The sequence below is a fragment of the Pseudomonas glycinae genome, from assembly GCF_001594225.2.
GTDB classification, from domain to species: domain Bacteria; phylum Pseudomonadota; class Gammaproteobacteria; order Pseudomonadales; family Pseudomonadaceae; genus Aquipseudomonas; species Aquipseudomonas glycinae.
In genome coordinates, this window is sequence record NZ_CP014205.2 from 2,236,889 (window position 1) to 2,258,452 (window position 21,564).

A 21,564-nucleotide genomic window follows, 5' to 3' on the forward strand; every position below is an offset into this window, starting at 1 on the left:
CCCATTCGAGGGCTGGAACGCGGAGCGTCCCTTGAGGCATTCCCACGCAGAGCGTGGGAACGATCAAGAGCGGGGCTTTGAGCTATCATTGCCCCTTTCCCCCTGAAAGACATGATTGCCATGACTGCCGTAACCGACACCCTTCTCAACGCCCTCGAACACTGCGGTATGGTCGAAATCGACGGCCTGCACGCTTTCGAATTCGCCCTCGACGAAGACGACAACCTGCACATCGAATGCATCGATGGCCGAACAGCCAAGCACTGGGAATTCACCCCGGCTCAGGTGGCGGCGGCGACGTTTGATGAAGACCTGCAGAGCTGGCTGATCGTCGGTTTTTCCAGCGACACCAAGACCGTCGGCGAACACCGTCTGGTCTGCCTCGGGGATGTACTGAGCAGCGCCGACGACGAGGATGAAGCCGAATGAACATGCGTAAATTCTGGCCATTGCTGATGGCCGGCAGCGTCGGTGCGATGGGACTTTCCAGTGCCTCGGCCGAGAGCTTCCAGTTTTTGGTGGGCTCCTACACCGCCGGCACCAGCGAAGGCATCTACCGGATGAACTTCGACAGCGCCACCGGACAGATCGACGCCAAACCGCTGCAAGTGATCAAGAGCGAAAACCCGTCGTGGCTGACCCTGTCGAAGGATCAGCGCCGGTTGTTCGTGGTCAACGAAAACGGCCCAGGCCAGAAAGATCCGGTCGGTCGTGTGAGCAGCTACGCCATCGATCCGAAGACCCACGCGCTGACCCTGATCAATCAGGTCCAGAGCCTGGGCAATGAGCCGACCCATTCGAGCCTCAGCGCCGACGCCAGCCATCTGTTCGTCAGCAACTACTCGGTGGTTGAAGATCCGGGCGGCACCCTCGCGGTATTGCCGGTGGGCAGCGACGGCAAGCTCAAACCGGTGGTGCAGATGAGCGCGCACCCGGCGAGCCGGGTCAATCCCGAGCGTCAGGCCTCGAACCACGTGCACTCGACGGTGTCCTCGCCGGACGGCCGTTACGTGTTCTCCAATGACCTGGGTGCGGACAAGGTCTTCATCTACCAATTCGACCCGAAAGCCAACCCGGATCTGCCGCTGACCCCGGCGAAAACCGCGTCGGTGCAACTGCCAGCCGGCAGCGGCCCGCGTCATCTGTTGTTCAGCGCGGACGGCAAACATGCCTGGCTGACCATGGAAATGAGTGCTCAGGTCGCGGTATTCGACTACAAGGACGGCGTGCTGACTCAGACACAACTGGTCGATCTGGCTGCCGGCCAGCCAACCTCGGACAAAGCCGCCGCCGCGCTGCACTCGTCCGCCGATGGCAAATTCCTCTACGTCAGCAACCGTGGCACCGCCAATCAGCTGCTGGTGTTCGCCATCGACCCGGCCAGTGGCCAGCTCAAGGAATTGCAACGACGTTCGGTGGAAGGCGATCACCCGCGCGAGTTCAGCCTCGATCCAAGCGGTAAATTCCTGCTGATCGCCAACCAGAAGAGCAACCAGATTGTCGTGGTCGAGCGCGACGGCAAGACCGGTCTGCTGGGCAAAACCGTGCAAAACCTGCCGATGGACGCCCCGAGCGATCTCAAGTTTCTCGTGCGTCAATAAGCCGCAGGCCCCGGTCTACGGGGCCTGAAGCTTTGTATTAATCCTGCTGATAACAGGTAATGTTGCAAAGCATTTCAAGCGATCAACCCTCGAGCGTTAAGTTTGCTCCACGGCCCAACCGGGCAAGCCAGCCAACTGAACACGAGGGTTACCGCCATGAACTTCAATCTCTTCTCCGTAATTGCCGCTTCCGCCATCTCCGCTACCGTGGCTCTGCCAGCCAGCGCCAACGTTGAAATCAGCGACAAAAAAGCCCACACCCAGAGCTACACCCAGAAATACCTGCAACAAAGCGCCAACTTCTACGCCGCGCTGGATCACAAAGCTCAACACTGAAATTTCCGTCACGCCCTGGAACTGCCCAAGGCTGCGATCCTTTGATCTTGTTTCCCAAAAAGCAAAATCAAAAGATCGCAGCCTTGGGCAGTTTTTTGTCTGCGCAACGATCGGCGATAGCCATTTTCAAACGGCGAGATAGACCGGCTAAATAATCAACGAAGCTGATGGTTACTATGGAAAACCCTGAGTGGTTACCCCGGCTTTTTTGATCGATTCTGTGGACCTCGAAACATTGTCCACGGAGCACACATCATGGCCAGTTCAATCATCACTTCCGCCAAACGCGGCGCCTACGTGGCCATCGGTCTGTACTTGGTCATGGTGTTGTTCGTCAGTCTGGCGTCGCAGTCGCAACACAGCTTCGAAGCACCGATCGACGTCGCCCATCCTGGCATCCAGTTCGAACTTCGCTCGCAAAACGCGGCGGTCGGTTCAGCTGAACTCGCGGGAGTCGGCGGAGCATGAAAGGCTACAGACTCTGGGTCATCGCCGGGCTGGCGTTTCTGACCAACGGCGCTTCCCTGTTGGGATTCGGCCAGGGTTCGGTCGGCGGACTGGCCCGGGCCATAGAGGCCAACCACAGCATTGCTCACAACATCGAACGGGCCAATGCGCTGGGGCTGTTGGCCGGCAATCCACCAGTGAAAACTGCCATCGGTTTTCTCGGCCCGTTTGAAGTGGATTGCTCGGCCATCGGCATGTGTGAAGTGCTGGCGTAACGCGCCTACTTTTTCATGATGCCGGTGAACAGCTCCGATTCCAGAAACCGCTGCAACCAGGCCTGCAACCGCACGTAAGGCGTCTGCGCAAACCAGTCACGATCAACGTGAGCGAACTGGCGAACGAACGGCAACAGCGCGATATCGGCCAGGCTCGGATGATTGGCCAGCAAGTAATCGCGACCTTCGAGCAACTCATCCAGTTTCTGCAAGAACAGAGCACCTTCCGCCCGATAAACCTCCATCGGCTGTTCCGGATAACGCTCGGCGTACTTGTAGCGATTCAGGTGAATCTTGAATACGCGATCGTTGGCTTCGATCAACTCGGCAATCCTTGAGTCACCACCCAGCAACCAGTCATCCGGATCATGCTGCGCCAGCGCCCAACGCATGATTTCCAGGCTCTCATCGATCACCTGGCCGTCCGCGTCCAGCACCGGCACCGTGCCCTTGGGCGAGATCGCCAACATCTCCGCCGGTTTGGCTTTCAGACTGACTTCGACGATCTCCACCGGCACGCCCGAATAACGCAGGGCCATCCGTGCCCGCATCGCGTACGGGCAGCGGCGGAAGGAATACAGCGTGTTCATTTCACCTCCAGTGTGCTCAGACCGTTGCCCTGGCGCTGTACCTGAATCTGCACCGGAATCCGCTCGTGCATTTCCTGCACGTGGGAAATCACCGCGACCTTGCGGCCCTGCGCCTGCAAGCCGTCGAGGGCGTCCATGGCCAGTTGCAGGGATTCCGGATCGAGGCTGCCGAAACCTTCGTCGATGAACAGCGATTCGATCTTCAGCGTGCTCGACGCCATCGAGGCCAGGCCCAGGGCGAGGGCCAGCGAGACCAGGAAGGTTTCGCCGCCGGACAGCGAATGCACCGAGCGCAGTTCGTCGCCCATTTCGGTGTCCATCACCAGCAGGCCGAGCATGCTGCCGCCGCGCTTGAGGCGATAGCGCTTGACCAGTTGCCGCAGCTGTACGTTGGCGTGATGCACCAGCAAGTCGAGGTTGTAGGCTTGGGCGATCTTGCGGAAGGTGTCGCCGGTGGCCGAGCCGATCAGCGCATTGAGCCGCGCCCAGCGCTGATACTCGGCATAGGCATCGGCGATCTGCTGCGCCAGCGCCTGATTGGCGTTCTGGCGCCGCTGGTCTTCGGCCTGCTCGGCGCGCAGTTCGGCACATTGCTGTTCGCTGGCCGTGCACTGGTTTTGCAGGTCGGCGAGGGCGCTGGCGAGCTGTTCGGCATCCAGATTGCCGTTGTGCTGGGCCTGATGTTCGAGCAGACGCTGATCGCGTTCCTGCAACAACACCTTGGCCTGTTCAACGGCTTTTTCGTTGTGCTGCAAGCGCTGGCGCAGTTCGTCGACCTGCGCGTCATCGATCCGCAGCAGCTCTTCGAGGCCACCGTCATCCAGTTCCGGATGGCGCGCACGCCAGTCGGCAATCTTGCCGGCCAGATCGCGGTCTTCGGTTTCCAGCGCTTGCAGACGCTCTTGCTGCGCTTTCAGTTCGGCGGCGATTTGCACGAGCTGCGTACGCGCGTCCTGCAGCGCCTGAGTCGTCGTGGATTCGGCGTTGCGCGCCTGCTCCACGGCCTGTTCCAGTTGCTGCTGCCAATGCTCGGCGCAGCTGTGATCTCCCAACAATTGCGCCAGTTTTTCCTGACTGGCCTGTTGTTGCCCGGTCAGCGCGTTGAGTTGCTGCTTAGCGTTTTGCAGCTGCTGCACACGGCCCTGTTGGCGGTCCTGTTCTTTCTCGAGCGTCTGCTGGCGCTGTTGCTGTTCGGCCAGCTCTTCCTTCTGCTGATCGACTTGCGCCAGGCGTTCGGCGATCTGCCGGTCAAGCTGCATGAAGGTCGCAGCCGGTTCAGCGCGCAAGGCATCGAGGGTGTCGCTCGGCAGCAGTGTGGCGAAGGCCGCCAGTTCTTCGTCCAGGCGCTGGCGGTCAGCGCTCAGCTCGCGTTGCTGATTGCTCAGGTGCTGAGTCGCTTGCTGGTGTGCGGTCTCGGCCTGACGCAATTGCTGGGTCAGGCGCGCCGCATCCTGTTGCAGCGTGAGCAGGGCGGTCTGGCGCTGTTCGTCCTGGGTAATGCTCTGATTCAGTTGTTCGTTCTGGCGGGTCAGCCACGTGGCGCGCTTGTCACTGTCCTGATTCAGCAACGATGTCGCGAGCGGATGTGCCTCGATGCTCGGCGTCAGCGCCAGCTGCTGGGCGGCCAGTTGTTCCTGCTGTTGCAGCAGTTCCTTTTGCCGAGCAATCACCCCACCGACATCGGCGCGCAGCTCGGTGAGTTTTTCCTTCAGTTGATCGACGGCTTGCTGCGCGCTGGCCTGCTCGCTTTCATCGTGACGGCCGAGGCTTTGCAGCAGGGCTTCCGGCTGATGATACGGGTGCTCGTTGCTGCCGCACACTGGGCACGGCTGGTCGTCCTGCAACTGCGCGCGCAACTCTTCGACACTGGCACTGCGGGCCAGACGCTGGCGTTCGAGCAGTTCGCGGGTGACGTTGAGGGTCTGTTCGGCGACGGTCAGCTCGGACTTGGTTTTCACCCCGTCCTGAGTCAGGCGCTCGCGTTCCTGTTGCGCATCGAGCTGACGCTGTTGCAGTTCGGCACTGCGCTTGTCCAGCTCCTGCTGACTGGCCCACAGGCGCGTCAGGTCCTCGACGGCGCGCAATTGCTTGCGGTTGTCCTGCAACAGATTGCCGAGGATGCCGATCTGTTCGGCGACGGCGTCCGGTTCGGCACCGGCCTCTTTGAACAGCACTTCCAGCTGCTGCTTCTGCGTGGCGAGCGCTTCGCTGGCGCGGGTGGCGTTTTCTTCGAGGGAAGCGAGTTCGCTTTCGCCCTTGTTCAACCGATTGCCGATCAGCATCAGTTGCTGCAAGCGGTCGCGATAGGCATTCCACGCTTCGCTCAACGGTGCCAGATGAGCGCTTTGCTCAAGATCGGCGGCGATACGTTGCAAACGTTCAGCGACTTGTTTTTGCTGATCGAGCAGGGACTGGATTGTGCTTTGGCCCTGGGTGCAGGCCTGCTCTGCGGCGTGCTTCGCTTCGGCGCCGGACGCAACGTCCTTGGCGAGGCGGGCGAGGGTGCTTTGCTCCTCGAAAGCCTGGCGCAATAGTGGGGCGCTTTCGCTCAACTGCGTTTGCGCCTGGGTCAGGGCGATCTGCGCGGCGGCGAGATCCTGTTCCAGTCGCGTCTGGCGCTCGGTCAGTTCGCTTTCTTGCCGGGTGTGCGCGCTGATCTGTTCCGCCAGTGGCGTCAGCAGTGCATCCAGTTCGGTTTTGCGGGCGAACTGGTGCCGTTGCGGCGCGAGTTGTTCCAGGCGGGTGAGCTTCAAACGCTCACCGGCCAGCGACTCTCGCTCATGCTCGGCGCTGCGCAGTTGCTCGGCGGCGGCTAGTTGGGAGTCTTGCAGTCGTAGCAGCTCTTTTAGCCAGTCGTGCTGTTGCTCGATCTGCTTGAGCTGCGCTTGCTGCAACTTCAATTGTTGTTGGGCGGCATTGAAGCGTTCGTCGAGTTCGGCGCGGGCTTCAGGGGCCAGCGGAGTCACGCCGATGGCCTGATCCTGCAACTGCTTGTGGGCTTCGCGGGCCTCTTTGGTCTTGTCGAACGCGCGGCGGCCGAGGCGGGTGTAGAGCGCGGTGTCGGTGAGCTTTTCCAGCAGTTCGCTGCGGTCGTTGTCGTCGGCCTTGAGGAAGGCACTGAACTCGCTCTGGGCCAGCAGCACGGCGCGGGTGAACTGTTCGAAGTTCAGGCCCAGTGCGGCTTCGAGCTGAGTCTTGTACTCGCCTTTCTGACTGGCGAGCAGTTGATCCTGATCGATGTCGCGCAGGCTCTGACGGCTGGCCTGCAACTTGCCGCCGGCCTTTTCCCGGGCGCGGTTGGCTTCCCAGCGCGCACGATAGCGGCGGCCATCGACGCCGACAAAATCCACTTCGGCAAAGCCTTCACCGGTGCCGCGACGCAGCAGGGTGCGCGGGTCACCGGTGGCGATTTCGCCGTCGGCGTCCGGCACCTTGGCGTCACGCCCGGTGTTGTTCAGGCGTGGCACGGCGCCGAACAGCGCCAGGCACAAGGCATCGAGCAGAGTGCTTTTACCGGCGCCGGTGGGGCCGGTGATCGCGAACAGACCGGCGCTGGCCAGCGGTTCGGCGGTGAAGTCGATCTCGAACGGGCCGGCCAGCGACGCGAGGTTTTTCAAGCGAATGGCGAGAATCTTCATGGCTGCTCGCCCTCCATTTGTACGTCTTGCAGCAGTTCGGCGAAGTCCTTGAGGGTTTGCTCGTCGACCTCGTTGCCGTAATTGTCGAGCCAGGCGCGACTGAACAACTCCTGCGGCGTGAGCTGGTCCAGCTCGATCAGCGCGCTGCCGTCCTCGGCGCCGTCAGCGCCCCGGTTGCCGGCGTATTCGGCGGCGATTCGCACCAGTCGCACAGCCTTGCCTTGCAGGGCGCTTTCGACCTGATGGCGCAGATCCGGTTGCGGCTCGTCGAGGCGCACCCGCACTTCCAGCCACGGTTGGCGCTGGGTTTCGGCCAGCAGGTCGATGTTCGGCAGGTCGGCCAGTTGCAGCAGGATTTCGGCCAGCGGCGCAGGGCCGAGGCGCTGCAAGTTTACGGAGCGGGGGATCAGCATAGGCTCGACGCTGACCAGGGTTTCGCCTTCCAGAACGACGTCGAGAACCTGGTGCTGATAACTGATTTCTGAAAACGACAACGGAATCGGCGAGCCGCTGTAGCGAATCCGCTCTTCACCGTTGACCTTCTGCGGCTTGTGCAAATGGCCGAGCGCGACATAGCTGATGCTCGGCCCGAACAGGCTGGCAGGCAGGGCTTCGGCGCTGCCGATGATCAGGCTGCGCTCGGAGTCTTCCGACACCGAGCCGCCGGCCATGTGCGCGTGGCTGATGGCGACCAATGCCTGACCCGGCTGACGCTTGGCATTGGCCGCTTCGATCAGCCATTCATGCACCTGGCCAATGCCGCGCAGGTAGTTGTCGCCCAGATGCGCGCCGGTCACTTCGGCAGGCCGCAGGAACGGCAGCGCCAGGCACCATGCAGCGATTTCACCGGTGGCGTCCGGCAGCGGCAACAGCAGGCGTTCCGCATCCAGCTGCCCGTCGTCCAGCCACAGCACCCGACCCAGCGCATGGGTGCGCAAACGCCGCATCAGCGGCGCGGGCAGTTCGATTCGTGAGCCGGAATCGTGGTTGCCGGCGATCATCACGATGGTCAGCAACGGCTGCTGCTCGTGGGCGCTGACGATGAAATCGTAGAGGCGTTCCTGGGCTTTGACCGGCGGGTTCACCGTATCGAAGATGTCGCCGGCGATCAGCAGCACGTCCGGCTGCGCCAGCTTCAATTGGCGCAGCAGCCACTCGAGAAAACAGGCGTGCTCGAAATCGCGCTCCTGGCCGTGCAGGTTCTGCCCAAGGTGCCAGTCGGAGGTGTGAAACAGACGCAAGGCTGACTCCGCAATATAAAGAGGTGATGGCCGCCGGGATGAGAGGGCGGCGAAAGAGGGGAGAGTTTACAGATTATTGCGCCAGGAGGGCTGACCGGGGCCGGGGACGTCAGCTAACGAGTATGTGACGGGGTCATGACCGTTCGTCGGCAACGCTGGAGTGTTGCAACCATTAATTGACGCCAAAATAGTGGCCATCTAATATCGCGCCACTAATTTGATATCAGTGTGCCGCTGCGAGGGAACGAACAGGCTTTCATGGCTTTTGCCGTGATCGTCCGGGCAACGCTTGATCGCATTGCGCAACTTTCTCCCTATTCGATTTTGCTCTGACGGGCGCCATTAGCAACCCCGTCGGAATCGTCGCGCCTGCCTTCAAATCGCCCATCCTGCCTGTGCATTGAGACCTTTACATGGACGTTCGTCAGTTCGCCTTTCTCGCTCGCCTGCCATCTGCCGCCGTAAAAAGCCGTGATCAGTTCTGCGGTATGCCCAAGCGCGGACTGGCGTTTTTGCTGGCCAACGTGATGTTCTGGCAACCAATGTGGGCACAGGCCGACGGCATTGTGGTGGCCAACCCTGGCACTACGCTCGACCGCGCCGGCAACGGCGTGCAGATCATCAATATCGCCACGCCCAACGGGGCGGGTCTGTCGCACAACCAGTTTCATGACTACAACGTCAGCGCGCAGGGCGTCATCCTCAACAACGGCTCCAACCAGGCTTCATCCACTCAATTGGGTGGCTACATCATTGACAACCCGCACCTGAAGAACAGTGGTTCGGCGCAGGCGATTCTCAACGAAGTCATCGGTGGCAGCCCGAGCCAGTTGCGCGGCTACACCGAAGTGGCGGGGCAGTCGGCGCGGGTGATCGTCGCCAACCCGTACGGCATCAGTTGCAATGGTTGCGGTTTCATCAACACGCCCCGCGTCACCCTCACCACCGGCAAACCGGTGCTGGATGGCAGCGGTCGACTGGATCGTTTCCAGGTCGATCAGGGCTCGGTCGCCATCGAAGGTGCCGGGCTTAATGCAACCAATGTCGACCGCTTCGAAATCATCACCCGCAGCGCGAAGATCAACGCCGAGATCCAGGCGAAAAACCTGACCATCGTTGCCGGGCGCAATGACGTCAACGCCGAATCGCTCAACGCCACGGCCCGCGCCGACGACGGCAGCGCCAAACCGCAACTGGCCATCGACTCTTCGGCACTGGGCGGCATGTACGCCGGGGCGATCAAACTGGTCGGCACCGAGGCCGGGGTGGGGGTGAAACTCGACGGCAAACTGATCGCCAGTGGCGGTGACATCCAGCTCGACGCCAACGGCCAGTTGAGCCTGGCCGAGACTTCGGCCACCGGCGCGGTCAACGTCAAGGCCGCCAGCCTGGAGACCCGCTCGGCGGTGTACGCCGGCACCTCGCTGAACGTGCAGACTCAGGGCGACCTGACCAACCGGCAGACGCTTGCGGCGCGGGACAGCATCAGCCTCAGTGCGGGTGGTCAGTTGACCAACGCCGGGGCGATCGAAGCCGGGGTTAATGCTGACGGCGGTCGTAATGCCAATGGTGATCTGAGCCTGAGTGCGCAAAACATCGACAACCGTGGCAGGAGCCTGGTGGCCAGCCGCAATCTGGCGGTGAATGCCGCACAGGTGCTGAGCAACCAGGGCGGCACGCTGAGCGCCGCGCAGATCGCAAGCATCGTTGCAGGCACGCTGGACAACCAGAATGACGGACGTGTGCTGAGCAAAGGCGCGCTGAACGTGACCGCCAATCAAGTGCTCAACAGCCAGGGTTTGATCGACGCAAAGGGTAGCCTGACGGCCACGATCGGTCAGTTGAACAACAGCAACGGCCAGGTTTCGAGTTCCGCTATCACTCGACTCAGCGGGACCTCCGTCAACAACCTCGGCGGCCAGATCCTGGGTGATCTGGGGCTCAATATTGATCTCAGCGCGGCGCTGGACAATCGCGACGGCGTGCTCGGTTCCGGCGTTGCTCTCGATCTCAAGGCCGGCAGCCTTGATAACCGGGACGCCGGGGTCGTGGTCAGCGATGGCGGTCTCGTAGTGCGGGTCAGCGGTCTGCTCGACAACCGCAACAAAGGCGAAATCACCGCCAGGGGCGCCATTGACGCGCAGGCCGGTCATCTCGACAACCGTGACGGCAAGGTCATCGGCAAAGGCACGCTGGCCTTGCGCAGTGATTCGGCAGACAACCGTGGCGGCGCTCTGCAAGGCGACGGGCAACTGACGCTGAACGTCGATCGACTGGATAACCGCGACAACGGTCTGATCATCGGCAAGGCTGGCGTTACCTACGCGGGCACGCGACTGGACAACAGCAATGGTCTGGTCAGCGCTGTCGGTCCTGTCGGTATCAAGGCCGGCGAGGTGCAGAACGCCAAAGGGCGGATCTCCAGCCAGGGCGATCTGACCGCGACCATCGGCCTGCTGCAACAGCAGGGCGGCGCACTGGTCGCACAGGGCAATCTGAGCCTGACCGGCACCACACTCGACAACCGTAACGGCGGGCTGATCGGCACTAAAAAAGCGCTGACTCTCGCGGTCGATGACATCGATAACCGAGCGGGCGAGCTATCTGGCAGCCTGTTGCTCAACATCAAGGGCCAGCGTCTGGACAACAGCGACGGCGGCAAAATTCTCGCCGCCAGCGATCTGGAACTGGCGGTTACCCGGTTGATCAACCAGAACAAAGGCATGATCGTCGCCAGTGGTGCGACGAAACTGACCGGCAGCACGCTGGATAACACCGGTGGCTCGTTCGATAGCTTGAAGGGCCTGGTCATCACACTGGACGATGCACTGCTCAACGGCCAGGGGCTCATCAGCAGCGAAGGCACGTTGACCATCGATGCCGGCCGTGTCGATAACAATGCCGGCAACCTGACCAGCGCCGGCGCCCTGGCGTTGACCAGTCTTGGCACGCTGCTCAATCAGGGTGGCTCCATCAGCACCGACAGCACTCTGAAACTCAAGAGCGCCAGTCTCGACAATAGCCAGAAAGGTCTGATCTCCGGCAAGGACAACAGCCGGATCGACAGCGGCGATGTCGACAACAGTCAGGGCGGGCGCCTGATCAGTGGTGGAACCCTGGACTTCACGGCGGGGCAGGTCAACAACGCTGCAGGCCGCATCGCCAGTCAGCAAGCCATGACCATGTCGGTCACCGGCCTCGATCAGCAGGGCGGTGAACTGTTCAGCAAGACCAGCCTGAGTCTTGATTTGAACAATGGCCAGTTGAACAACCAGAACGGTTTGATCAATGCGCCCGGCGAATTGCTGCTCAAGCAACTCAATGGCGTGAACAACCAGGGCGGCGAAATCTCCAGCCAGCAAGCCTTCGCACTGACCGCCCATGACCTGGACAACAGCAACGGCAAACTGCTGAGCCAACAGGGTCTGACCGTGCGTATTGCGCAGGCGCTGAACAACACCAAAGGCGTTATTTCCGGTACATCGCTGGACAGTCACAGCGCCAGCCTCGACAACCAGGAAGGCTTGATCAGCAGCCGTGGCCCGCTGACGCTGACGACCGACAACACCCTGGATAACCAGCTTGGTACGGTGATTGCCGACGGCAAACTCGAACTGACGGCGCAGACGCTGGACAACCGTGGCGGCAGCATCGCCGGCAAGTCGGATGCCACCGTGCAGGCGAAAAAGCTCGATAACCAGGACGGCCAGTTGATCGCCACCGGCGTCCTCAAACTCGATGCCGACCTGCTCGACAACCGTCAGGGCGGACTGCTCGGCTCGACCAAGGCGATGACCTTGAACGTCGACGACGTGGATAACCGCGGCGGTGAAATCAGCACCAACAGCGACCTGCAGGTGATTGGCAAAAAACTCGACAACAGTGACGCCGGCAAGATCTTCACCGGCCAGTCGTTGACGCTGACCGTTGAGCAACTGATCAACCGCAACAAGGGCCTGATCAATGCCAGCACTTCGCTCGACCTGCACGGCGATTCACTGGACAACAGCGGTGGCGAGTTGCTCAGTCAGCAGGCCATGGCTCTGACGCTGGGCGGTGCATTCGACAACAGCCAGGGCAAGGTCAGCAGCGAAAGCGTGCTGACGGTCAAAACCTCGCAACTGACCAACATCAAGGGCAGCCTTTCCAGCGCTGCGGACCTGACAATCGAGAGTCGCGGCAGCGTTGATAACCAGGGCGGTGCGATGGTTACCGATGGGGCGCTGGTGCTCGACAGCACCCGTCTCGACAACCGTCAGGCAGGCACACTCAGCGCCAAGGGCGCGGCCAGCGTCACCACAGGCGACTTCGACAACAGCACCGGCAAGCTCAGCAGCGCCGATACCCTGAACCTCGTCGCGGGGAAGGTCACCAACCGCGATGGCGGGCAGATTGGCAGCCAGGGCGCTCTGACGGCGTCGGTCACCGGGCTCGAGCAGCAGGGCGGCAAGCTGTTCAGCAACACTCGCCTGAGCCTGGACATGAACAATGGCCAGCTTAATAACCAGAATGGCTTGATCAATGCACCCGGTACGTTGCTGCTCAAGCAGCTCAATGGCGTGAACAACCAGGACGGAGAAATTTCCAGCGGTGAAGCCTTTACCGTGGCGGCGCAAAATCTGGACAACGGCAATGGCAAATTGCTGAGCACCCAGAGCCTGACGCTGCGCATCGCCCAGGCACTGGACAACGTCAAAGGCATGATCGGTGCAGCATCGATCGATGCCCGGGCCGGCAGTCTTAACAACAGCGGCGGCAGCCTGATCAGCCGTGCCGACCTTGACCTGACCGCAGACGGTTTGCTGCGCAATGACAACGACGGTCTGATCAGCGCAGCGCAAGCGTTGCGCATTGGCAGCGCCGACCTGAACAACCAGGGCGGTGTTTTGCAGGGCATCGGCAGCGTCACGCTCAATGCCATGGCCCTGAACAACCGCGACAAAGGCTTGATCAACAGCCAGGGCAGTCTATCGCTGACGGCGACAGCGCTGGACTCCAGCAATGGCGGTGAAGTCTCTGCCGGCGGCGACATCGACCTGACCTTGACCTCCCTGACCCAGAACGGCGGGCGTCTGCTGGGCGACAAAGCTGTCACCGTGGACCTTGCCAATGGCGACCTCGACAACACCAATGGTTTATTGACGGCCAAGGGGCCGTTGACCCTCAAGCGCTTGCGCGACCTGAACAACCAGAGCGGTGAAATCTCCAGCAGCCTGGGTTTCGACGTCATTGCCCGGGCGTTGAACAACAATGCCGGCAAGATCATCAGCGGCGAGAAACTGAAGCTCAGCGGTACGACCCTGACCAACCAGAACGGCTTGCTCTCGGGCTGGCAGCAGTTGAGCGTCAGTGGCGACAGTCTGGACAACCGCGCCAACGGCACGCTCTCAAGCCGCAACGGCGATGTGTCGGTCGATCTCAAGGGCGCTCTGCTCAACAGCGGTACCGGCGCGCTGGTTGCGCAAGGCAATCTGATCGTCAATGCCGCCAGCCTCGACAACAGCGACAAAGGCATCCTCAGCAGTGCGGCAGGGCAGACCCTCACGCTCAAAGGCGCACTCAACAACAATCAGGGCGGCCTGATCGACAGTGGCGCCGCACTGGACATCACCAGCACTGCACTGACCAACGCAGGCGGTTCCATCAACGCGCTACAGGCGCTCACTGCCAACGCTACGAGCCTGGATAACAGCGGGGGCAAATTCGCGGCCAACGGCGCGATCAACCTGAATCTGTCGGGACAGCTGAACAACAACGCCGGCAAACTGGCGGGCACCGGTCCGGTCGTGATCAAAGGCGTCAGCGATCTGAGCAACCGCAACGGCCAGCTCGCCAGTCAAGGCTCGCTGCAACTGCAGACCGGCTCGCTGGACAACGGCAGCAAAGGCACCATTGCGGCCAAGGATGACTTGCAGATCACCGCCAGCGGCGCGGTGCGCAACGATGCCGACGGCTTGATCTACAGCCAGACCGGCAGCCTGCAACTCAAGGCGGCAAGCCTGGCCAACGGCAAAGGTTCGATCCAGAGCCAGACCGGCCTGACACTCGACGTTACTGGCGATCTCGATAACCAGAGCGGAAAAATCATCGCTCAGGAAGGCGACGTGACGATCGGCGGGGCCAGTATCGATAACCGCGGCGGAATTCTGGCCAGCATCAAGGGCGCGCTTGAGGCGCGTACCGTCGGTGTCCTGCGCAATGGCTTCGACCTGAACAACAATCGCCAGGGCGGCGTCATTCAGGCTCAGGGCCTGAAGCTTTCGGCACTGGCCGGTCTGGACAACAACGGTGGGCGCATCTCGGCGCAAGCCACCGACGCGAACATCACCACCGCTGCATTCGATAACCGCAATGGCGTGATCTACGCCAAAGGGCTGGTTGGCGTAAGCGGTTCCAGTCTGGACAACGGTGCGGGGCAAATTGCCGCCGAGCGCATCGATTTTGGCTTGAGTGGTGCGCTGAACAACGGCGCGGGTGTCATTGAAAGCAACACCCGACTGACCGTCAAAGCGGCCAGCGTCAATAACCAGAATGGCCGACTGCGTTCGCTGGGCACCTCCGGCAAGACCGAGTTCCAGATCGGCGGCTTGCTGGACAACCGCAATGGCGTGCTGGAAACCGCGAACACCGACATGACCCTGGCCGTCGGCAGCTTCCTCAACGGTGGCGGGCAGCTCAACCACGTCGGCCGTGGCCGATTCGATCTCTCCACGGCCAACGTGATCGGCGCCGGCGGCAGCATTACCACCGGTGGCCTGCTGGACCTGACGGCCGACACCTGGAACAACTCCAGCGTGATTCAGGCCGGGCGTTTGAACGTGAACGTCCGCCAGTTCAGCCAGACCGCCAGCGGCAAGCTGCTGGCCTCCGATCTTCTGCAGATACGTGGGGGCAACTGGACCAACGACGGCCTGCTCGCCAGTGATGGCCTGATCGATATGCAACTGACCGGTGCCTATGGCGGCAACGGGCGGATGTCGAGTCAGCGTGGTCTGAACCTGAGTGCAGCGCAAGTCAACATCGGCAGTGCCGGCAGCATCGCCGCTGGCGGATCGTCGACGATCAGCACCGGTGGATCGCTCGTCAACTCGGGCCGCATCACCTCCAGTGAAGATCTGACCGTGAACGCCGGCAGTGTCGTCAACTACGGCACGTTGGGTGCGGCGCAGAACCTGAACATCAACACCCCTTCGTTGCTCAATGACCGCGGGCTGATCTTCAGCGGCAAGGACATGACGCTGAGTGTCGGCAGTCTGACCAACCAGCATGGTGATTTCTACGGATTGGGCAACGTGACCATCAAAGGTTACGGTGGGGCCACGCGGGCGGCAGGCGTCTACAACATCTCCGGCTCGATGGAGAGCGGGAACGGGTTCACTATCAACGCCGATGTTTTCGAGAACCGTACCGAAGGGCCGGTGATGTCGGGTGACCGCAAATTGGTATCGGGCTATATCGCCAATATTTGCAATGACTGCCAGGGTGACAATTACGTCTTCACGCTGATGGCCAAAGAGTTTTATCAAAGTACGGACGCTGATAGCAGCCCCTCGGCAGTGCTCAATGTCGGCAAGGATTTTGTTTTCCAGGGCGGTACGTTTCTCAATAGCAAAAGCACCGTCGCTGCTGGCGGCAATATCAATATCACCGCAGACAGTCTCAAAAACATCGGGGCGAAAAGCGGCACCATCGAACGCACAAGTACTTACGTACTCAGCATGACCGACGGTGGTACCAAGCGGTTCTTTGACAGTGTCGTGTTGCCTTACAACCAGCGCAATAACCCTGATTTTCCATTTGTTTATTACATCGGAGCGGGAGGCAGCATACGTAAGGCCATTCCCACGTCCACGCGTATCAGAGAAGGGGGGCGCGACGGCGAGTGGTTTGACGTTGTAACACTCAAGGACAGCGAAACCGGCGCGGTCGTCAGTAAGCTGCGTGGATGGGGCAACGCGATACCAGACGTGAACTACGGCTTTGAAACCACAACCCCCTCCCTGTATGACCCGAACAACCTGGTCGAACTTCCTGGCCAGTTGACCCAGTACCAACCGGAGTCCGTCACTGAGGTTGCCGTTGACAGCACCGGTGCCGCCAGCACCAACACGGGTCGCAATGCGGTCATCCAGGCTGGCGGCAACGTATCGATCACCGCCACAAAAGACCTGCAAAACAGTGTGATCCATCAGGATTACGGTTCAACCGGGGGCACCAACAAGGTGGGTAACACCAACGTTGGCAACTCGGGTACCACCGTCATCCGGATCAACAGCCAACTGCCACCCGATGTCGCGCAGCAACAGGTCAATCCGCTCAGCCTGCCGGGCTTCTCCCTGCCAACCGGGGAAAACGGTCTGTTCCGCCTGAGCGGTCAAGGCGCGGCTGACACCGCACCCGTTGGCACAACCGGCCCGGCACCGACCTGGACGATGGGGGGGCAGGTTGTCTCTACCGAGGAGCATGTCGTGGCTGGCAGCAGTGGCGGCCCGCGTAATCTTTTCATTGATGCACCGCCCGCAGTCTCCGATAGCACGCGCGCGGTTGACACATTCCATCGGTCCCCGAGCGTGGTCACGGCGGTGGCCAGTACGGTCGATGTCAACGTGCCGGTGAAGTCAGCCGGTCCCGGCATGAAAGACCGCGGCAATGATGCCAGAGAGTCGATCGACACCCGTCCGGTGACTCGCGTTGCCGGTCTGCCGGACACGAAGGCGCCGTCCAACGCGCACAAATACCTGATCGAAACCAACCCGGTCCTGACCAATCTCAAGTCGTTCATGAGTTCGGACTACTTGCTCGGCAAACTCGGTTACGACCCGGATCAGAGCGCCAAGCGCCTCGGTGACGGCCTCTTTGAACAGCGTCTGGTACAGCAAGCCGTGACCGCGCGTACCGGCCAGGCCTTCATCGATGGCCGAAGCAACAACGAGGACATGTTCCGCTACCTGATGGACAACGCCATCGCCAGCAAGGACGCCCTCAACCTGTCGATGGGCGTGGGCCTCACGGCCGAACAAGTGGCGGCGCTGACCCACGACATCGTCTGGCTCGAAGAGCACGAAGTGAACGGCGAAAAAGTGCTGGTGCCGGTGCTTTATCTGGCCCAGGCCAACGGCCGTCTCGGCCCGACCGGCGCGCTGATTGCCGGTAAGGATGTGACGCTGATTGCCGGCGGGAATCTGGATAACGTCGGGACGTTGAAGGCGACGAATAATCTGTCGGCTACCGCGGGCAAGGACATCGTCAACAGCGGCCTGATCGAGGCGGGTAACCGTCTGGATCTGCTGGCGACGAACAACATCATCAACAAGTCCGGCGGCATCATCACCGGGCGCGATGTGAACCTGACCACTCGCACCGGGGACGTGATCAATGAACGCACGATCACGTCCTCCGACAACAGTACCCGGTTTGGCACCCAGCATCATGACTACGCCGACAACGCGGCAAGGATCGAAGCGGCCAATGACCTGACCGTCAAAGCGGCCAAAGACATCAACATCGCCGGTGGCGTGATGAAAAGCGGCCAGGACATGGTCGTGAATGCCGGGCGCGACATCAACGTTTCATCCGTCCAGGTCAACAACAGCGTCTTCCACGACGACCGCCACAACAGCAGCGACGTCACCCAACTGGGTGCAGAGATCGACGCTGGTCGTGACTTCAAGGCTGACGCCAAGCGCGATATCAACGTCATCGCCAGTCAGATCGATGCCAAGCGTGATGTTGCTATCAAGGCAACCGGAGATGTGGTCATCACGTCTGCGGCGGATGAAACCCACTCACTGTCCAAGAGCAAGAAACTCACCGTTCAGGAGGACCATGTCAGCCAGGTCATGTCCGGCATTTCGGCAGGCGGCGACGTCAGACTGGATGCGGGTATAGACCTCAGTGTGATTTCCAGCCGTATCACTGCCGGCGACGAGGCCTATCTGGTTGCGGGTGACAACCTCGATATTCTTGCTGCGCAGGATTCCGATTACTCGCTCTACGACAAGAAGAAAAAGGGCAGTTTCGGCAAGCTCAAGTTGAAGCGCGATGAGGTGACCGATATCAAGCATATCGGCTCCGAAATCAAGGCGGGCGGTGATTTGACGCTGTCCAGCAAGGGCGATCAGCTTTATCAGGTTGCCAAACTGGAAAGCGGAAACAACATCACGCTGGACAGTGGTGGCGCGATCACGTTTGAAGGGGTCAAGGACTTTCATGACGAAAGCCATACCAAGACCAACAACAGCGCGGCATGGGTATCATCCAAAGGTCGAGGCAATACCGACGAGACCCTGCGTCAGACCCAGATGATTGCCAAGGGCAACGTGGTGATCAAAGCCGTTGATGGGCTGAAGATCGATATCAAGGACGTTAACCAGGAGTCCGTCAGCCAGACCATCGACGCTATGGTCAAGGCAGATCCGCAGTTGGCCTGGCTGAAAGATGCCGAGTCTCGTGGAGACGTCGATTGGCGACGCGTCAAGGAAATCCACGAGTCGTTCAAATATGAAAACTCTGGTGTGGGCCCGGCAGCACAAATAGCCATCGCGATCATGATGTCGTTTGTCATGGGGCCCGGAGGATTGGCATTGACCAGTGGTGGCTTCGGCGGCGCAATTGCCACCTCTTTGGCCACCACCGCAGTGACCAGCACCATCAGCAACAAGGGCAACCTGGGCGCTGCTTTAAAGGACACCTTCAGCGCCGACAGCCTCAAGAGCGCGGCCATCGCCGGGTTTACGGCGGGCGTGCTCAACTATGCAGACGCCAACTGGTTTGCGGGTGGAACAAGCAAAACTGCAAACATCCTGACGAGCAGCAACTTTACCGACGTCGCTATCCGGACGACCGGTCGGGCGATCATCACCAGTGGCATTTCGACCGCCATTGGCGGCGGCAGCTTTGGTGACAACTTTGGTGCGGCACTGGTGGGGCAGGCGGGTAGCGTCGCCATGGCAACCGGGTTCAATTGGGTTGGTGACACCATCAAGTTTCCAGAGGGCAGTCTTGAAAAGACTGTCGCGCATGCGCTGATGGGAGGCTTGCTTTCGAAGGCAACCGGTGGTGATTTTGCCACTGGCGCGGCAGCCGCAGGGCTCAACGAAGCGTTGACGAATCAACTGGTTAACTTTGCGAATGGCAATGATCAGTTGCACTTGATGATGTCGCAACTAACCGGGCTGCTTGCCGCCGCGGCAGTAGGTGGGAATCTTGAGCAGGGAGCCGAAATTGCGAGGAACGCTACGCAGTACAACTGGCTGCTACACAGAGAAGTTGTACAAGCGGATAACGCTCGAGCGGCTTGCGGTTCGGGAGATGGGGCTCAAGCGTGTCGGGACAATATCACCCGGGCGGTAGCCGCATTGGATGGCGAAAGACAGCGTGATATGGAGGAGTTCGGACGTAAGATTCAACTGCAGGCACTACAAGAAGGATGGACGCAAGAGGAATACAACGCCGCCAAGGCCATTTACTTTGCAGGCGTTGACCCAAAAGAAGTTACAAGTGTTTACCCTCCATCGATGGACCCCGGATTTCTGGCCAGAGAAGGATGGACAGTGGTCCAGAATAAGGTTGTTGAGTGGCCAGGAGGTGTGGCTAACGATGCGAAATCGTTCTGGAATGCCGTTTCGTCACCTTTCGACACCTTGGGTGCAATCGCAGGTGGTATTGGCGGGTTAGCACTCGGGTTCAAGGACTGGATTACCAGCCCGATCCCTTCGCATACTCTGGAAAAGCAGTTCGATAAAGTAGGGACCGCCTCCGCCCAAGAGCTAGGAGGCATGGCTTTCGATGCGGCCACAGGGCTTATCACCGCTTATGTTGGTGGGAGAGCTGTTGAGTGGATTGGGGGGAAATGGGTTGATACGAAGGGTGGTTCGATAACTGATGGTGCAAAAGTAACTCCACCAAAAACTCAAGCATCGACCGGCGCCATTGCTGATAACGAAGCAGGAGGGTTTTCTTATTACGACCAGTTTAAGAAAGCTGACGGTAGTTGGGATTGGCCGAAAGAATTAGGTTTCTCTGGTAATCCTATTAAGAATACATTGCCAGTTGGTACTAAATTGGACCGTTATGGTGGCCCTGAAGGTTCCTTCTTATCCCCTCAAGGTGTTCCGTTTGATCAAAGAGCATTGGCGCCTGGCTCAAGAGCCGGAGGATACTATCAGTATGAGGTGCTCAAGCCATTGCCGGTCGTTCAGGGGGAGATTGCTCCTGCATTTGGTCAGCCTGGAGGCGGGACTCAAATTTTACCTGACCTTTCTGAAAGGTTTAATGTTGATCGATTAGTGAAAGAAGGTTACCTGAGGAGAACTAATTAATATGAGCTCAGTCATTGAAGAAATACAAAAGGCCATTTACTCGCTGGGTGAGCGAATTGGTGCTCCAAGGTCTCTTTTGATTGTTAAAAGCAGTTCGCCAGAAGATGGAAGCCCCCATGTGGAGGTTAAGTCGGACGAGTTTAATTATGTATGCTCTGAGAGGGGTTTTGAAATATACAGAAGACGCACAACCTCTTTGGATGAGTTGCTGTATTGGATAATTAGTGGTGTGGCCTTTAAATTGGCTTCAGACTACGAATTGGCTAATAGAGTTGTTGGTGTCGACTCGCGGAGGCTGCTTTTTTCACAATATGTATCAATTCTTGGGCGGATCAGTGATGAGTGGAAAAAAAGGGCTTCTGATGAGGTGGAGTTAATATTGATCAACGCCCCGTACTTGGATGTATAAGAAAAAAAGGGGGACAGATTTATTTGATTAAATAAATCTGTCCCCTTTGTAGTAAAGAAGGGCGTGACACCGACGTAGGCGGGCATGCTCAAGGATGTGCACAAGGTGTGACTTGCCACAAATACAATCTGTTACCACAGGACAAGAATTTCAATAACTCGGCTTACAAAGTGTTTTATGAGGATAGAGTCAAGGACGCCCTTGATGACCCTTCCAAAACGGTAGGGGTGACAACTGTCAGGTTTATGCGTAGCGATCCGAGTTCTATACGACCGGATTCGCTGAGGCTGAGCTACACAATTGATGACAAGGTTAGAACCGTGGTGTTTAAAAATGAAGCCAAACAAATTCCGGAGATCATAAATTGATTGCTGAAGACTTCGAAATTATCAAGGAGGTTTTTGAGATCGTTGAGGCTGGTATCGTTCAAGGATATGACGCATTCCACTATCATGTCGAAGTTGGTAAAAGCCATATGGAGACAGAGCTTTGTGTTGAGAAAAATGGTTTAGAAAGCTGGAGTGCTGAAGCTGACTTTGATGATTCAAAGGTCTATTTTCTGGTGGAGCGATTAAGGGCAAATGCTATCAAGCGCGGTGAGCTATGGAAGTCTTTTGTTCTGTCTTATCGCGAAGGAGAACAAGTGCGGACGAAGTTTAACTATTGAGTAGGAACTGTAAAAAGGGGGGGGCAGATTTATTTTATTA

Annotated in this window: 11 protein-coding genes; 8 read left to right on the plus strand and 3 right to left on the minus strand. The window is 59.4% G+C overall.

Annotated features, from left to right (window positions below):
* Nucleotides 1–120 precede the first annotated feature (120 nt).
* From AWU82_RS09975 to AWU82_RS09995, 5 genes are all read left to right on the plus strand, one after another.
* Nucleotides 121–429, plus strand: coding sequence for a DUF5629 family protein (locus AWU82_RS09975; RefSeq protein WP_064384062.1), 309 nt, complete (start codon nucleotides 121–123; stop codon nucleotides 427–429).
* Entirely contained in the window at nucleotides 426–1,601 is a 1,176-nt protein-coding gene (locus tag AWU82_RS09980) for a lactonase family protein (RefSeq protein WP_064380408.1), read from the plus strand. The genes AWU82_RS09975 and AWU82_RS09980 overlap by 4 nt, the downstream gene beginning before the upstream one ends.
* 156 nt (nucleotides 1,602–1,757) lie before the next feature.
* The gene (locus AWU82_RS09985) at nucleotides 1,758–1,937 is read left to right on the plus strand and encodes a hypothetical protein (protein ID WP_064380406.1); all 180 of its coding nucleotides are present in this window, start codon (nucleotides 1,758–1,760) and stop codon (nucleotides 1,935–1,937) included.
* A 255-nt stretch (nucleotides 1,938–2,192) separates the two neighbouring features.
* Nucleotides 2,193–2,405 (plus strand): hypothetical protein, encoded by a 213-nt coding sequence (locus tag AWU82_RS09990; RefSeq protein WP_064380404.1) that lies wholly within the window; start codon nucleotides 2,193–2,195, stop codon nucleotides 2,403–2,405.
* Nucleotides 2,402–2,659, plus strand: a complete 258-nt coding sequence (locus AWU82_RS09995) for a hypothetical protein (protein ID WP_064380402.1) — start codon at nucleotides 2,402–2,404, stop codon at nucleotides 2,657–2,659. The genes AWU82_RS09990 and AWU82_RS09995 overlap by 4 nt, the downstream gene beginning before the upstream one ends.
* A 5-nt stretch (nucleotides 2,660–2,664) precedes the next feature.
* Here AWU82_RS09995 and AWU82_RS10000 read toward each other — a convergent pair whose 3' ends face one another.
* Genes AWU82_RS10000 through AWU82_RS10010 form a run of 3 tightly spaced genes read right to left on the minus strand, consistent with a single transcriptional unit; the run spans nucleotide 2,665 to nucleotide 8,128 of the window.
* Complete coding sequence (locus AWU82_RS10000) at nucleotides 2,665–3,249, minus strand: glutathione S-transferase (protein WP_064380400.1); 585 nt, start codon at nucleotides 3,247–3,249, stop codon at nucleotides 2,665–2,667.
* On the minus strand, nucleotides 3,246–6,887 hold the full coding sequence (locus AWU82_RS10005; RefSeq protein ID WP_064380398.1) for an AAA family ATPase: 3,642 nt from the start codon (nucleotides 6,885–6,887) through the stop codon (nucleotides 3,246–3,248). Before AWU82_RS10005 ends, AWU82_RS10000 begins: the two co-directional genes overlap by 4 nt.
* Nucleotides 6,884–8,128 carry an exonuclease SbcCD subunit D C-terminal domain-containing protein gene (locus tag AWU82_RS10010; RefSeq protein WP_064380396.1) on the minus strand — a complete coding sequence of 415 codons (1,245 nt, stop codon included), beginning with the start codon at nucleotides 8,126–8,128 and terminating at the stop codon, nucleotides 6,884–6,886. The genes AWU82_RS10005 and AWU82_RS10010 overlap by 4 nt, the downstream gene beginning before the upstream one ends.
* 413 nt (nucleotides 8,129–8,541) lie before the next feature.
* Between AWU82_RS10010 and AWU82_RS10015 the strand changes: the two genes are divergently transcribed.
* From AWU82_RS10015 to AWU82_RS10025, 3 genes are all read left to right on the plus strand, one after another.
* Nucleotides 8,542–20,448: a two-partner secretion domain-containing protein gene (locus AWU82_RS10015; RefSeq protein ID WP_064380394.1), complete on the plus strand. Its 11,907-nt coding sequence runs from the start codon at nucleotides 8,542–8,544 to the stop codon at nucleotides 20,446–20,448.
* Between the two features lies 1 nt (nucleotide 20,449).
* Nucleotides 20,450–20,857, plus strand: coding sequence for an Imm63 family immunity protein (locus AWU82_RS10020; protein ID WP_064380392.1), 408 nt, complete (start codon nucleotides 20,450–20,452; stop codon nucleotides 20,855–20,857).
* 364 nt (nucleotides 20,858–21,221) lie between these two features.
* Complete coding sequence (locus tag AWU82_RS10025) at nucleotides 21,222–21,524, plus strand: hypothetical protein (RefSeq protein WP_064380388.1); 303 nt, start codon at nucleotides 21,222–21,224, stop codon at nucleotides 21,522–21,524.
* The last annotated feature ends 40 nt before the right edge of the window (nucleotides 21,525–21,564 follow it).

Bases quoted from the DNA above. Each gene is read 5' to 3' on its own strand.
- AWU82_RS09975 (WP_064384062.1), top strand. From the start codon at position 121: ATGACTGCCGTAACCGACACCCTTCTCAACGCCCTCGAACACTGCGGT.
- AWU82_RS09980 (WP_064380408.1), top strand. From the start codon at position 426: ATGAACATGCGTAAATTCTGGCCATTGCTGATGGCCGGCAGCGTCGGT.
- AWU82_RS09985 (WP_064380406.1), top strand. From the start codon at position 1,758: ATGAACTTCAATCTCTTCTCCGTAATTGCCGCTTCCGCCATCTCCGCT.
- AWU82_RS09990 (WP_064380404.1), top strand. From the start codon at position 2,193: ATGGCCAGTTCAATCATCACTTCCGCCAAACGCGGCGCCTACGTGGCC.
- AWU82_RS09995 (WP_064380402.1), top strand. From the start codon at position 2,402: ATGAAAGGCTACAGACTCTGGGTCATCGCCGGGCTGGCGTTTCTGACC.
- AWU82_RS10000 (WP_064380400.1), bottom strand. From the start codon at position 3,249: ATGAACACGCTGTATTCCTTCCGCCGCTGCCCGTACGCGATGCGGGCA.
- AWU82_RS10005 (WP_064380398.1), bottom strand. From the start codon at position 6,887: ATGAAGATTCTCGCCATTCGCTTGAAAAACCTCGCGTCGCTGGCCGGC.
- AWU82_RS10015 (WP_064380394.1), top strand. From the start codon at position 8,542: ATGGACGTTCGTCAGTTCGCCTTTCTCGCTCGCCTGCCATCTGCCGCC.
- AWU82_RS10020 (WP_064380392.1), top strand. From the start codon at position 20,450: ATGAGCTCAGTCATTGAAGAAATACAAAAGGCCATTTACTCGCTGGGT.